The 13,919-nt window shown below is 67.9% G+C and carries 15 protein-coding genes; 9 read left to right on the top strand and 6 right to left on the bottom strand.

What is annotated here, in order from left to right; all coding sequences use genetic code 11:
- Positions 1-213 precede the first annotated feature (213 nt).
- Positions 214-1,092 (bottom strand): hypothetical protein, encoded by an 879-nt coding sequence (locus AB0I54_RS34425; protein WP_363300176.1) that lies wholly within the window; start codon positions 1,090-1,092, stop codon positions 214-216.
- Between the two features lie 132 nt (positions 1,093-1,224).
- Between AB0I54_RS34425 and AB0I54_RS34420 the strand changes: the two genes are divergently transcribed.
- A complete protein-coding gene (locus tag AB0I54_RS34420; protein ID WP_363300175.1) occupies positions 1,225-1,353 on the top strand; it encodes a hypothetical protein in 129 nt (42 codons plus the stop codon).
- 214 nt (positions 1,354-1,567) lie between these two features.
- On the opposite strand, the gene AB0I54_RS34415 is transcribed toward AB0I54_RS34420, so the two are convergent.
- The gene (locus AB0I54_RS34415; RefSeq protein WP_363300174.1) at positions 1,568-2,158 is read right to left on the bottom strand and encodes a hypothetical protein; all 591 of its coding nucleotides are present in this window, start codon (positions 2,156-2,158) and stop codon (positions 1,568-1,570) included.
- A 13-nt stretch (positions 2,159-2,171) separates the two neighbouring features.
- Positions 2,172-2,720: a YciI family protein gene (locus AB0I54_RS34410; RefSeq protein WP_363300173.1), complete on the bottom strand. Its 549-nt coding sequence runs from the start codon at positions 2,718-2,720 to the stop codon at positions 2,172-2,174.
- A 256-nt stretch (positions 2,721-2,976) separates the two neighbouring features.
- Between AB0I54_RS34410 and AB0I54_RS34405 the strand changes: the two genes are divergently transcribed.
- The 5 genes from AB0I54_RS34405 (at position 2,977) to AB0I54_RS34385 (ending at position 7,422) form a co-directional block, all read left to right on the top strand.
- On the top strand, positions 2,977-3,297 hold the full coding sequence (locus AB0I54_RS34405) for an acyl carrier protein (protein ID WP_363300172.1): 321 nt from the start codon (positions 2,977-2,979) through the stop codon (positions 3,295-3,297).
- Between the two features lie 215 nt (positions 3,298-3,512).
- Complete coding sequence (locus AB0I54_RS34400) at positions 3,513-4,775, top strand: AAA family ATPase (protein WP_363300171.1); 1,263 nt, start codon at positions 3,513-3,515, stop codon at positions 4,773-4,775.
- A complete protein-coding gene (locus tag AB0I54_RS34395; protein ID WP_363300170.1) occupies positions 4,772-5,863 on the top strand; it encodes a ParB/RepB/Spo0J family partition protein in 1,092 nt (363 codons plus the stop codon). Before AB0I54_RS34400 ends, AB0I54_RS34395 begins: the two co-directional genes overlap by 4 nt.
- An 801-nt stretch (positions 5,864-6,664) precedes the next feature.
- Complete coding sequence (locus tag AB0I54_RS34390) at positions 6,665-7,117, top strand: MarR family transcriptional regulator (protein ID WP_363300169.1); 453 nt, start codon at positions 6,665-6,667, stop codon at positions 7,115-7,117.
- A gap of 14 nt (positions 7,118-7,131) precedes the next feature.
- On the top strand, positions 7,132-7,422 hold the full coding sequence (locus AB0I54_RS34385; RefSeq protein ID WP_263217399.1) for a replication initiation protein, RepL2: 291 nt from the start codon (positions 7,132-7,134) through the stop codon (positions 7,420-7,422).
- A gap of 560 nt (positions 7,423-7,982) precedes the next feature.
- Here AB0I54_RS34385 and AB0I54_RS34380 read toward each other — a convergent pair.
- Entirely contained in the window at positions 7,983-8,444 is a 462-nt protein-coding gene (locus tag AB0I54_RS34380; RefSeq protein ID WP_363300168.1) for a MarR family transcriptional regulator, read from the bottom strand.
- 99 nt (positions 8,445-8,543) lie between these two features.
- Between AB0I54_RS34380 and AB0I54_RS34375 the strand changes: the two genes are divergently transcribed.
- Both AB0I54_RS34375 and AB0I54_RS34370 read left to right on the top strand, forming a co-directional pair.
- A complete protein-coding gene (locus AB0I54_RS34375; protein ID WP_363300167.1) occupies positions 8,544-9,041 on the top strand; it encodes an SgcJ/EcaC family oxidoreductase in 498 nt (165 codons plus the stop codon).
- A gap of 104 nt (positions 9,042-9,145) precedes the next feature.
- Entirely contained in the window at positions 9,146-9,688 is a 543-nt protein-coding gene (locus AB0I54_RS34370) for an FABP family protein (protein WP_363300166.1), read from the top strand.
- Positions 9,689-9,731: 43 nt separating this feature from the next.
- Here AB0I54_RS34370 and AB0I54_RS34365 read toward each other — a convergent pair whose 3' ends face one another.
- Complete coding sequence (locus tag AB0I54_RS34365) at positions 9,732-10,415, bottom strand: hypothetical protein (protein ID WP_363300165.1); 684 nt, start codon at positions 10,413-10,415, stop codon at positions 9,732-9,734.
- Between the two features lie 743 nt (positions 10,416-11,158).
- Between AB0I54_RS34365 and AB0I54_RS34360 the strand changes: the two genes are divergently transcribed.
- The gene (locus AB0I54_RS34360) at positions 11,159-12,331 is read left to right on the top strand and encodes a hypothetical protein (protein WP_363300164.1); all 1,173 of its coding nucleotides are present in this window, start codon (positions 11,159-11,161) and stop codon (positions 12,329-12,331) included.
- 171 nt (positions 12,332-12,502) lie between these two features.
- On the opposite strand, the gene AB0I54_RS34355 is transcribed toward AB0I54_RS34360, so the two are convergent.
- Positions 12,503-13,894: a tryptophan 7-halogenase gene (locus tag AB0I54_RS34355; protein ID WP_363300163.1), complete on the bottom strand. Its 1,392-nt coding sequence runs from the start codon at positions 13,892-13,894 to the stop codon at positions 12,503-12,505.
- Positions 13,895-13,919 lie beyond the last annotated feature (25 nt).

Here is a 13,919-nt window from a genome sequence, read left to right as displayed (position 1 = left end):
TCAAGCGACCCTCAGTCGCTCCTCTTCAGTCGCTGTCCCCACTCCCACGACCCGAGAGCCCTCTCCGGGCAGCGACTGAACGCACGCAGCGACTCAAGCGACCCTGCAGCAAACCTGGATCCGCCACCCCTCCCCCACCGCCCGGGCCCCGCACCCAACCCGGTCCCACAGTCGCTTCGGTCGCTTCAGTAGCTGCCACCGCCAAGACGCCGGTCACTGGACGCCCGGCCCGAGCCCGACCCAGAGGTCGTCGCTCTCGTGGATGACGTAGACCGGATCGGTCCTGGCCTTCCAGTCGACAGGAACGACGTAGTAGCGGCCGCTGCGCTCGATCAGAAGCCGCAGTCCCGTATAGCGGTACGGCATCCGCAGGTCCTTGCGCGCGAACTTCTCCTCCTGGACCCCCGGCGGAGGCAGGCTGAGCGGCCGGGTGCTGAGGAGCATCACGCTGGGCCAGCTCTGCACATGACTGGCGCGGGCCCTGGCGTCCTTCTCCCCGAGTTGCAGCGCGGTCTGGGTGAGCACCCAGAACAGGCAGACGGCGGCGGCGAAGAAGAGCAGGCCCCGACGGCCCGCTCCCCCTGGCCGGCTGCCCTCGGCGTGTGCGACCAGGCCCAGCAGGAATCCGACCGCGAGCGTGAGCGGGGCGGCCCATTCGTACGGCTGGATCCGTGACCAGAAGACCAGCAGCACCAGCCCGGCCGCCAGGACCACCGGGTAGAGCCGTAACACCGGAGCCAGGGCCACGAGAGCCCGTTGAGCGGGCTGCGCGGACAGTGGACGACGCATGACGTACCAGGGAGCGGTCGCCGCGATCAGGACGAGGACAACAGCCACGAGAACCGGAGACCGCAGCAGCTTCAGGCTCTGCAGCACCAGCGGGGCGAAGCCGAAGTCGAGGGAGTAGATGGAGAGATGGAAGTAGCCGTAGTACTGGCTGCTGTACATCGCCCCCAGATAGAACATCAGCGCTGCGATGACGGATGCCTGCGCGATGACGGTCTTGAGGAGTGCCGTCGGGCTCGCCGGTCGGCTTCCGACGCCCGTCTGCCCGTGCCGGGGAGGAAGCAGGTCCTCCGTGGGCTCACTCACGTGCCCTCAGGGGGAGACACTTCGGGAGCGTCGGGAGTCGCGGGAGACGGCGAAGTGGCGGACGGGGCGAGGCTGGGACCGTCGTCATGGTCGCAGTCGGTGCATGTAGGGGGCGGCGGCGGAGACGGGACAGTGGTGCCGCCGGCGGACGAGGACGCGGACCTCGGCGAGGGGACTTGGGCGGTGCCGGACAAGGACGGCGATGTCGTCGACGGCGACACCTCCGGGGTGCCGGCGGAGGGACTGGCGTCCGGCTTGTGATCGGAGTGGCGGCAGCCGACGACCACAAGGACACCCGACAGGGCGAGCATGCAGACAATGACCATTCGTCCAGCCTTGCCCGACATGCGCCCTCCTTCGTTGCGTGCGAGAGTAGCGCCGTCCGGGCAGCCGAAAGGGACACCCGCACAAGGAGCCGTGCCGCGTCATCCGAGCGGCGGACACGGGGGCTATTACGCCGTAATAGCCCCCGGCCCTACCCCCTACATGGGCCGTCGACAACGGAGCCGGTGCCGTCCACCGTGTCCGGGACGGTGGCGCAGACCTGCTTGCCGCTGTCCGAGTCGGTGATGGTCACGTGCCCGTTCGTGTCGAAGGAGTTCACCGCCTGCGTCTCGTACACGCCGTCGGAGGTCGTCACTGACGAGTCCAGCGTGACGTCGCGCGGCGAGGTGCTGCACGGCGACGGAACGTATGTGGCCGCGCCGCCGGAACCGGGTTGGCTCGGGTAGACGAAGGTCGGTTGCGTGGAGGTGGGGTCGCAGTTGCGGGCCGAGTCCAGCGCCTCGCCGCTGATCCGGCGACCGGCCGCATGTAGCCCGTCGCTTGCCTCCCGCCCCTCGAAGGCTTCGCCCAGCAGCACGAGTCCACCTACCGCGCACATGGTCAGTCCGAGCCCGAACAGCCAGTTGGTCAGGCGCTTGGCAGGGGGCTCCCGCCGCGTCAGGGCGGCCGCCACGCAGGCCGTGAGGACGACCACCGCGCCGACCCCGAGCAGGGCCCAGGCCGGCCCGGTCGAGATGGGCCCCGTGTTCAGTCCGTTGGGTGGCAACGGCTGAGCGATCACAGGTTGCCCCCGGTCATGACGGCCGCCCGCCGAACTCCCAGTCGTGCACCTCGATATCGGCGTACCGCTCCGCGGTCAGAAGGGCGCGTGCTGTCTCCGGATCCGGCGCCCGGACCAGCGCCGCCGTGCCCAGCCAGGTGGCGCCGTCGTCGGACAGCAGCGGCCCATAGGCGATCAGCTCGTGCTGACCGGGCGGCACCGCGAGGTCGGCGGCCTGCCCCGTACCAAGTCCGAGGACCAGGTACCGATTGCCGCCGCTCCGGCCGCCGGGGAAGTCCCACATGGTGCGCCCCAGCATGTTGCGCCACCGCCGCAGCAGCACGTCCCGGTAGACACCGGCCTGATAGTTCGGCTCGTCGAAGGCGAACGCGCGGGCAGCGGCGGCATCGGGCAGATCGAGGATGTGCACGCTTCCGGTGACGGTGTCGTCGGCCGCGAAGGTCGGGCCCCGGGCGATCATCTCCTTCGAGTACCGGTCCATGTAGGACCAGTGCTCTTCCAACAGTTCGTCGCGCAACGGCAGGGAGCCGGGCCTGTCGCGGTGGTAGCAGAGGAACTCCATGCCCACAGCCTCTCTTCAATGAGGCGACCGGGTCGAGCGGCTTTCCGCGCCGGCCCTCGACAGCCACAGGGCTATTACGACGTAATAGCCCGGCCCCGGTGTTGCCCCTCCCCTCCCCCACCTCCACCCCCGCTCAACGCCTGAGCACCTGAGGGCCTGCATGCCTGAGCGCCCGTCCACGCGGACTCAAGTCCCCCCGGTCAGGCTGCTCGCGGAAACGCGTCACACCGCCCGGCAGCCGGAAGGAAGCCCGCCGATGGCCTCAGCACCGTGGAACTCGACGTTCGAGACCGTCCTTCAGCGCGGCCTGCCCGGGCTGGGCAAGGACAAGGCGCCCGTGGCCGATGAGCCTCTGGAGACCTACGGCCTGGACTCCCTGGCCCTCATCGGCATCGTCAGCGCACTGGAGTCCTCGTTCGGCATCAGCCTCGCCGGCCAGGTCGTCGTGCCCGTCCGCACCCTGACCGCCGGTCAGCTGTGGGGCATCGTCTCCGCCGCGCTCCAGCCCGCCTGGGACACCTCGCGCCCCGCCTCCCGCCGCGCCCCCCAGGGCCCGAGCCCCTGGGCCATAGCCTGACGCCCCTCACTCCTCCACTTCCCCACCCCACCACTGCCCCACCCCATTACGGCGTAATAGCCTGGGCGTCCCGTTGATCCCGCCCTGGCTATTACGCCGTAATACGTCTCGGTACGACGCCCCACGCACCCTCCTCCCCCACTGGTACCGGCCAACTTTCCCTAACTAACGTGTCGGACGCGATTTCGATCAAGCACGTTAGTAAGGTATCCCCCATGAGTTCTCCAGCCACCTCCAGTGACCGCGAGAAGGTCGTCTCCAAGCTGCCGGGTCGGCTCCGGCAGGACCTCAAAGTCAGGGCCGCCCAGCACGGCCTCGAGATCCAGAGCGCCGTCGAGGAGGGCATCACCGCCTGGTGCGCCCTCGCCTCCGCCCTGGAACCCGTCGACACCTCGGGTGCCGACTCCTTCTCCACCTTCCTCCCCCAGGGCCAGTGGGACGAGTTCAAGCGGACGGCCGCCGACCGCGGGGTCTCCCTCATCCAGGGCCTCGCCCAGTCCGTCAGGCTCTGGCTCGACACCAACCCCGCCCCCGACGTCGTACGCCCGGCCGTCACCCGCCGCATCGTCGTCTGCAACCAGAAGGGCGGTGTCGGCAAGACCGCCATCACCGCGGGCACCGGCGAAGCGATGGCCGAGGACCCCAACAAGCTCCACCCGGTCCGGGTGGCCAAGCAGTTGGTCGCCGCCCTCCGCGCCGTGGAGACCGATGAGCCCGAGACCATGACCGACGACCCGCTGGACGTCGAGAGCCTCCCCGGCCTCGGTATGCGCGTCCTCCTGGTCGACTTCGACCCCCAGTGCCACCTCACCAACCAGCTCGGCGCCACCCCCGTGCCGATGAACGGCGACAGCCTCACCAACCACATGGCGGGCGACCCCAAGGGAGACCTCCGCGACCTCATCGTCTCCATCGACGACGACAACTTCGACGGCCGCCTGCACCTACTCCCCGGCTGCAACGACGCCTTCCTCCTCGACGTGCGCCTCTCCGCCGTAAGAGCCCGAGAAGCTGCACTCGAACGAGCGCTGGCCCCCCTGGAAGCCGACTACGACGTCGTCCTCATCGACTGCCCGCCCAGCCTCGGCCTCAGCATGGACGCCGCCGCCTACTACGGACGCCGCCGTGACAACGAGAAGCCCGGCCAGTCCGGAGCCCTCGTCGTCGTCCAGGCCGAGGACAGCTCCGCCGACGCGTACGAACTCCTCACCACCCAGATCGAGGACCTGCGCGCCGACCTCTCCCTCGAAATCGACTACCTCGGCATCGTCGTCAACCTCTACGACGGCCGCCGCGGCTATATCGCCACCTCCTCCCTCCAGGGCTGGGTGGACATAAAGGATCCAAGGGTGGTGGGCCTCGTCGGCGACCTGAAGGAACAAAAAGAAGCAGTCCGCATGAAGCAGCCGTTGTTGTCCTACGCCCCCAAGTCCCAGCAGGCCGTCAGCATGCGCGCCCTGGCCCGGGAGATCTCATGACGAAGAAGGCCGAGCAGCTGGGTGCCGGCCGGTTCGGAGCCTCGGCACGACCGGTCAGCGCCCGCCGCGCAGCCGTGGCCGCGGCCACCGGAGTCCCCACGGACGGAGTCGCCCCGCCCACCGAACTCCCCACCCACCGCATCAGCCCGAACCCCGACAACCCCCGTTCCAGCCTCGGCGACCTGACCGAGCTTGCGGGCAGTCTCAACACGCACGGCCAGAAGCAGGCGATCACGGTCATGAACCGAGACACCTACATCAAGGCGAACCCCGAGCGCGAGGCCGACCTCGAACCCGACACCTATTACGTCGTAATCGACGGCAGCAGCCGCCTGGCCGCCGCCCGCGAGGCAGGCCTGGCCACCGTCAAGATCATGGTCAGCGATGACCAGGGGAGTACCTCCGAGGAACTCCTCGAATCGGCCCTGGTCGCCAACATCCACCGCCAGGACCTCGACGAGCTCGACGAGGCCAAGGCCCTCAACCGCCTCCTGGCCATCCACGGCAGCCAGACCGCCCTCGCCAAGCGCCTCCACCGCTCCCAGGGCTGGGTCTCTCAGCGCCTGGCCCTCCTGAGCCTCACCCCCGACCTCCAGTCCCGTATCGGCCAGGACCCCATCGACCTCCTGCGCGCGGTAGGCAACAAGCCGGCCGACCAGCAGGAGACGGCCCTGGAGGAACTGAAGGCGGAACGAGCCCGCAAGGAAGCCGAACGCTCCGCGCAGAAGCCAGGCAAACGCCCGGCAGCCACCCCTCCGGATCCCCAGCCCGAACCCCCCGTCCATTACGACGTAATAGGGGCCCCGTCACCCGACGCGGAGCCGGAACCGGAGGCGGAGCCGGAACCGGAGCCCAGTGTTCATCCCGACCCTGAACCGGAGACCCCACCCGCAGCGCCCGCCCGCGTCACCACGGACACGGTGGTGCCGGAGCCCCGCTCCGACTCCTCGAACCCCCCAAAACTCCCCTACGACGACGGCGCCTTCCTCGCCATGCACCTCATCCGCAAGATGACGGACACGGAGTTCGACAAGATGCTCGGCATCCTCAACGAACACCAGCAACAGCGCGCAACCGCCGACAACTGAACAGCACAGCGAGGGGCCCCTGCCGAACGAAGGCCGGGGCCCCTCGCTCTGCCTATTACGTCGTAATAGCTCACGGGGAACACGGGGGAGTCGGCGGCCCATCCGCAGCTCTCCTCGCGGTCACCCGCGGCCCGTCCCACCCTCCACGCCGACACGACACCAAACGTGGCTGAGCCGGGGGAGTGGTTGCTGGAAGCACACGCGCGCCTGCCCGTTCGACGCCCCCGCCATGGTGGCTGACTTTCGTCGGCTGAGGTCCAGAAGGGGTGGCGTAGGCAACGGGACCAGGCAGAGCGGGTATAGCTGCTCCGGGAGGCGCCGGCAGGCTCCCACGAGCCTGCCGCTCAGTGCACTCCTCCCGAACTGCCCGTGCCCGTGCGGAACATGACGCACCGCAGACCGCGGTCCTTCGCAACTGAAGACGGCCTCAGCTCCAAGTAAGAGAGCATCAGCTGCCCAAACCCGCGCTGACCTGCGAGAACGTTACCTCCGACCCAGTTCCTAGGATCTGGCAGGCAGTTCCTGGAACAGCACACACGGTCCGAGGGATCGTGGGCCAACGATCCTAGGGACTGGGTACCACGTTCCTAGGATCGTGGCAGATTGACTTCAGGTTCATGAAGGCGGCCCAGAAATCCCGCCCTACGCCGCTCGGGCGGCGCTCGAGATCCGGCCGAGAAGTCCAGCGACACGTCCCTCCGGGCGGGGCTAATCGACTTCTTGCTCATGTACGTTAAGTTCATCTGGTCGGCCTGAAAGCCGCCCTCGTGAACGCTTCAGCAACCAGCCTCGGAGGCCCTGTTGGGAACAGCGCGCAGACTGCTGGACGCTGACACCGGGGAGATCGTCCCCTATGCGCCGTACGCTTTCTCCGGCAGGCACACCCAGGTCGACAAGGCACGGGTGGAGGCGATCACCGAAAGCAGGGCCTTCACGCCCAGCCAGAAGTTCCTCGTCCTGTGGTGGATCGGAGTGTCACCGGAAGGCATGGAGCCCCTCAAGGCCACCGGCGCGGACATCGGCCAGCGGGTCGGCATGTCCACGGATGCCGTGGGGAAGATCAACCGGAAGTTGGTCAAGCACCGCATCCTGATCGTCCGCGGCCGCATCGGAAACTACAAGTTCTACCGGATCAGCCCGTACATTGCTTTTCACGGGACTGGGATCGAACAGCGCGAAGCCATCAAGACCTGCAACCCGCCGGACATCCCCGGATTCGACGAGTCAACCCCTGCACGGTGGGAGGCAAAGTGAGCAACACCAAGGACATGACCCTCCGCCTGCTGGAACACACCGCCGGCCTGCCCGCCAACCAGCGCCTGATCCTGATGCTGTACGCCGCGCACCCCACGGACCGCGCAGGCACGGTCAGCAAGACGGCCGCCGAGCTGGCCGACGTCCTCGGCATGTCGCCCACCGTCTTCTCCCGCACCCGCCGCCAGATCGTCGAGTCCGGCTGGCTGGAGGAGTCCGAGCGTCTGGGCCACATCCGCTACTACCGCCTGAGCCCCAAGGCCACCGGCGAAGAGGTCGTCGTACCGCTGCGCCGGGCAACCTGACCCGCCCCCGTCCTGGTGGACTTAGCTGATTGACCTGAAGTTCATCAGCTAAGTCCACCAGGACGCCGTCAGTGCATCACCGTCAATGCCTGCGCCCATGCAAAGAACCCCGTCCCTGAACAATCAGGAACGGGGTTCTGATCCGAGCGCCGGGCAGGCCTTGCACCTGCATCTCCCCGCAGGAAGCGGGACGTCTTTCCTTGGACCACCAACGCATCACGCTCCACCCGCACTTGGGTGCCGCGCTCAAGATCAATCGTACAACATGCCCAATCCCGAACACAAAGCGGGCTGCGAGAACATTGGCCCGTTCCAAACCCCCGCGCATCTCAGACATAACTGACTTTCAAGGAGGTTCGCCCCGAAGGTCGAAGCCCAGAACCGGCCCGCGCAGGCCCGAACTCTGAGCTGCTGGTATGACGCGACCTTGGATCACCTCGTAGCTCGTCAGAGCGACGCACAGGCGTTTTGGATCTTGAAATCGACCCACCTGGGGCTATCAGCTCGATGAGTTGGGGAAGCCGGAGCGAGCGAGGGCCTATTACGCCGTAATAGCGACGTCAGACATCGCCCTCGGTGCGTAGCCGTTCGGCGGCGGTCTGGTAGGCGGTGGCGGCGCGGGTGAAGTAGTCGAAGAGGGCGTCGAGTTGCTCGGGGGAGTAGCCGCCGAGGATCTCGCCGATCTTCTGGCGGGCGGGGGCCATGACGCGGTCGAGGTCGGCGGGTTTGCCGACCGGTTCGACGATGACCTTGCGTCGGTCGTCGGGGGAGGGGGTGCGGCGTACGTAGCCGGCTTGCTCCAGGCGGTCGATGAGGCGGGTGGTCGGTCCGGTGGTGAGGCCGGTGCGGGTGCCCAGTTCACCGGGGGTCATGGGCCCGGTCAGCTGAAGGATGTTCAGCGCGTACAGGTCGGTGGCGCCGAGCCCGCAGGCCCTCGCGCTGGCGTGGCCGTGCAGCATCACGGCGCTGAGGTAGCGGCGGTAGATCTCGCTGGCGTCGGGGCGCATGGCAGGCGTTGACACGGGCTTCCTCACTCCATAATCTCTTCTTCAGAGAAGAGAAATCTTCGGCGCAGTTTCTTCTCTGTCGAAGTTATCACCACTGAACCGGAGGCACACACCATGACCGCACACCTGAACCCCGCCACCCCCCTCGACCCGGCCCGCACCTCGGACGCAGCGGCCATCCACGCCGTGCTGGAGCGCAGCTGCGCGGCCTGGGTGAACGGCGACGGCGCCGCGTACGGCAAGCAGTTCACGGCGGACGCCACCGATGTCACGTACGTCGGCACCGCTTACCACGGCGGTACGGAGATCGGCCGCGCCCATCAGGCCCTGTTCGACAGCTTCCTCAAGGGCACCCGGCTGATCCTCGAAGTAGTCGACCTGCGTTTCTATGGCACCGACACCGCCGTGGTTGTCACGCGCGGTGACGTGCGCAAGGGCGGCCCGAAGGCGGACGAGGACCTGGGCAGGCTCGGCAAGCTCGCCACGTACACGGTCGTCCGCGAGGCCGACGGAGCGTGGCGCATCGCCGCCGTGCAGAAGACGCAGCGCAAGCCGCTGATGGAGGCGGTCTCCTTCCGCTTCCAGCCCGCCACCCGCCCCGCCGCGCGCTGAACACCTGGGGGAGCGCCCTGCCCGTCGCCGAGGAGACAGCCGCCTAGGCTTTCACCCGGCACCGGCACCGGCACTGGCACCGGAACAACCCAAGGAGCGCGAACGTGTACGACCCCGCACCTGAGCACCCGTACCCCGACGCTCACCGGCCGGAGGACGCGCCGGCACCGCACGCACTGCTCACGCCCGTACTCGGTTTTCTGGGCACTTGGCACGGTCGGGGCCAGGGGGGATACCCGACGATCGCCGGGAACTTCACATACGCCCAGGACGTCACCTTCAGCCACGACGGCCGCCCCTTCCTCCACTACGAGGCCCGGGCCTGGCTGCTCGACGCCGACGGCGCACCGTTGCGCCCGGCGGCCCGGGAGAGCGGATGGTGGCGGCTTCAGCCCGACGGCCGGGTGGAGGCACTGATCACCCAGCCCACCGGCATCGCCGAGATCGCGGTCGGCCAGGCGGCACGGGACACGGTGGATCTCTCCACCCACGAGGTGGCCCTCACCCCCACTGCCAAGGAGGTCGACGCCACCCGCCGCCGCTACACCCTGACCGACAGCGACACACTGACGTTCGTCCACGACCTCGCGGCGGTGGGCCAGCCGCTGCAGCACCATCTCTCGGCAACCCTGCGACGCACGCGGTAGGTCGTACCTTGCCGGCACCGTGACACACGACTGCTCGAAGTCTTCACCGGGAAGGTGCCGCGAACGGACGGCTCAGATGACTCGGCCCCTCAACCTGTGCGTCCGGCCTGTCTCCTGCCCCGTGCGGTCTCAGCGCCCTGAGGGCGGCCTGGAGCGTGGGCTCGTAGTCCTTGGGGTCCCAGCCGGCCGGAACGGTGACCTTCATGCGGAGCCTCTCCTTGCCGACTCGGTGGATCTTGCAGTCGACGAAGGGAACGAGCCCGAGGCCGCGGGCGTGAAACAGGACGGGCCGGCCGGTCTTCACGATGTCGATGACTTCGAGTCGAGCGACTTCACCGAGCCGGTACACATGGCTGTTGGGGCCCCTCTTGGCGATGCCGACGACGACGAGGGCGTCGAAGGTCGGCGACACCTCTTTCCACTGCTTCTCGTAGTTCTCAGGGGTGAACAGATCACCGAACTGCAGGAGTTCGACTCCAGGTAGCCGGTGGCGGATCTTTGCGAGCCGTTGAGTCCACTGCGGACGCTGGGCAATGAGCGGAGGCGCGGAAATGTAGACGCGGACGGAGTCGCTGGGCTTCCGCGCGTCGCGAATCTTGTCCATGGCTGCGATGTAGGCCCGCTGTTGCGCCGCGGTCGCGTACGTGACCGGGGGGATGTCGGGGGCAGCGGAGTCAGGCATGAGCTCTATCCTTCCCTGACCGGCGGTCAGGCCTTTTACCAGCACAGATAGATGCCCCTCTCCCTTTCACGTGCATTTCTGGGACTCGCTTGCTTTGCCCTCTGCACGTGGGTTGATCGGAAGAGTATGGTGGCATCGTTCAAGATCTACATAAAGAAACAACCCCCAGCGCCGTAGGAAGCGCCGGGGGCGTAGAGAACCTGATAGGAGGCTCTCGGTATTCATGGCACCACTGTACCCGTGGGCCTTCATGGCCGCACAAGATCCCCGCAGACTTCGCGATCACGCGCGTTGGACGTCAGCAGGGTTTCTTTGCGTTTCCGCACGCCTCGACCAGCCCTCTGCTGAGGGGGTCGAGATGACGTAGGTCTGGGGGCGGCTCAGCCGCCCGGGGCCGCCAGGTGATGCCACTCACCCGAGCGCCGTGCCCCATCTGCCACCAGGAGGTTTGCCGACCCCCTGAAGGGATGTCCGCCCGGTTGCCGCCGGTCGAACGTTCGAACTGGTTCGCCAGAACCAAGCGCCAGAGGCGCCTTTTTCATGCCCTCCCCAGGATCAGTAGGAGAGCTGAACCCATGTTGCAGCATGACGCTGCCCTTTGTCAGCACACCCATGCCCGGACAGTCCCATTTGTGGCGTATATCCGGTCGCAATCCACGCAGCAACGCTACCCGAGTTCGCCGGTCGGCCCGGTGCCGTCCCTGGTGCCGACGGGAGAGCAGGTCCTCGCGCGGACTCGGTCGAGGCGGTCTGGACCACGGCGTTGGCTGCGGTCGGTCGAGTGGCTGGTGGCCGCCGGGCTGCATCCGCGTGCTTCGGCGACGACGCTGACGATCGCGAGGGACCTGACGGCGCGGATGGACTACGACACCGGTGAGGTCAGGTACTGCCTCCAGGGCATGGTGGACCGGCTGGGGCTGTCACGCGCGACGGTCAGCCGGCATGTGGCGTACCTCCGCGAGATGGGCTCGCTGGTGTGGGTGGGGCGTGGTAGCCGAACCAATGTGCGCCGGGTATCCGGGCTCGGCGGCTATGCCGCTACTGCGACCGTGTACGGAGCGGTGATCCCGGCCGTCTACGACCGCGCGCTCGGCCATCTCATCGTCGGGTCCGGGTACACGGCCCGGATCGTGGTCGTCCAGCGGGGTCGCGGTCCCGCGCCTGCCGGGCGTGTGGCGGCCGTGGATGACTCACCTGTGGACAACCGCAGCTCAGGCGAGCTTGAGACCCCTTCCCCGACGGTGGTTAAGAAGGTGGGTCGGTGTCAGGTAGTGGGTGGTAAAGACAGTTCTACCGAGCAGGCTCGGACAGCCGAATCCACAATCCGCCGCAAGAAGCGCCAGCTGACGATCCTCGGATTCCGGATCACTGCCGATCGGATCGACCGCGCCCGTAAACTCGCGGTCTCCGTACGGCCGTTGGTGAACTGGATACAGGGCGCCACACACGCTCAGCTGTCCTGGGTAATGCTCGACATGGTCGCCAAGGACTGGTCCGAGACACAGATCCTGCTCTGGCTGCGTGACCTCGGACAGAAACTCGGAGTGCCACGGTGGCGGCCCAGGTACCCGCACCGGGTCATCGCCGCGGCCCTTCGCCGCCAGGACCGGGCAGAGGCCGGGCGGGCCACCACACATGGCCTGGACTACGACGAAGCCCTCCAGCATGCCGTTGCGCCCAACGAGGCGTTCCAGCAGGCCACCCGGAGGATTCGCCAGGATTCCTCCACTCAAGAGACCTACGTGGAGTACCCGCAGCTGGAGGACGTGCCCATGGACGCATGGGACAGGAGCCTGCTGCAGGACGCGGTGTCCGCCGACCCAGCACTCGTGCTGGTCGCTGCGCAGATCTCCGGGCGGGAGGCGGCCCTGCGCACGTACGGCAGCGAAGGCGCCCGCATCCTCGACCTGCACGCCGAGTTCCAGGCGTCGGGATTCTCCTGGCCGGCAGGGCGTCTGTAGCCGCAGCACCGGCCCGGGATGACGGGCGCAGGCCCCGAGCCCGGGTACGGCGCTTCTACCGGCCCTCAGTGCCGTCCAGGAGCGTACGGACAGCCGCCTGCCCTCGCCGGATGATTGTTCGGCGAGGGCAGGCGGTCAGGTCGTCGGCGGCGGGAGCCTCCGATCAGAGGGTCAGCGAGGGACGATGGCCTGACCGAGCTCGTCCCAGTTCGCCTTGACGGCGGAGACGACCTCGTCACTGCTCAGCCACTCGGGACTGCGCAGAAGCTGGGTGGTCTCCCGGTATCGGATGTAGCGCTCCGGGTCCTGCGCCATGTACGCGGCGAGGCGGTCGGAGAAGTCCGACGAACTCGGGTCGACCTGGCGCGCTTCGCCGTCCACGGTGTACTCGACGCCCGGGATCCGGTGGTCGAGCGTGTTCGAGCTGTTCCAGCAGTACTTGATCAGGGCGTCGGCCTTCGCGTAAAAGCGCTCGGGCAGCCCGGTCAGGTCGCCGGCGGTCGCGTCCAGGTGGGCGCTCAACTCGTCGCGAAGATCCCGGGCTTCGAGCGCGGCCGCGGTCATGCCCTGGCCGTAGACCGGGTTGAAGCCCATCCAGGCGTCCCCCACGGCCAGGAACCTCTCGGGGCGGTTCGGCTGTCCGGCGAAGTCCCGAAGGCGACTGCGGGTGTCGCGCCACATCGAGATGGGTTCGGGAAACTCCACGTCGGCCAGGGCCTTGTCGAGTTCGGGGACCCCGATCGAGGAGATGAACTCGCGGAGTGCCGCCTCCTTGCGCGGCGGGTGGTCGCCGGCCGATCCCTGCACCGTGAGGATCCAGCGGCGTTCGCCCTCCACCACCCACATCGCCATCGCGCGGGAGGCCGAGGCCGCGCTCAGTGCGCCCTCCCCGAAGGGTGTGATGGCCAGGGCCTGGAAGCCGGGTGACCAGTTCTCGGGCACACGCAGGAAGGTCGACGAGTAGCCCCAGTGGGCGTTGACGATCTCCTCGGTCGGAGCCGGGTAACCCAGCTCTGCCAGCCATTCCACCGCCTGTGAGAAGCGACCACTGGCGTCGATGACCAGATCGGCGTGGATCTCACGGCCGTCCTTGGTGCGGACCCCGGTGACTCGTCCGCCCTTCGCCACCAGGCCGGTGACCTCGACGCCGGACTCGTAACGAACTCCAGGCAGCGCGCCTGCCTTGTCCCGCAGCGCCTTTTCGATCAACGGCCGGCTGGCCATGAGGAACTCGAGGGTGGACTGGAAGCGCGGGGACCAGCCGACGCGGTCCAGCCGCATCACGTCCGCGGCGGAGTCCAGCCGGGCCGCGCCCATCGCGAAGGCGTGCTCGGAAAAGCCCGGCAGCAGTTCGTCCATCGCCTGCCGCCCGGCCGCCAGCAGGGCGTGGAAGTGGGCGCCCTGCGGCACGCCCTTACGGAACACAGGTTCATCAGGCAGCTCGTCCCGGTCGAGAAGCAGCACCTCGGCGAAGTGTGGTGCCACCGCGGCGGCGGCCAGGGTGCCGGCGATGCTGCCGCCGATCACCAGGACGCGCGCAAGGGGTCCCTTGCTAGTGGTCATCGGACGCTCCCGCTATTAGGTAAAT

It is taken from the genome of Streptomyces sp. NPDC050625 (assembly GCF_040654755.1).
GTDB lineage: Bacteria > Actinomycetota > Actinomycetes > Streptomycetales > Streptomycetaceae > Streptomyces.
This window is presented reverse-complemented; position numbering and strand designations above follow the sequence as displayed.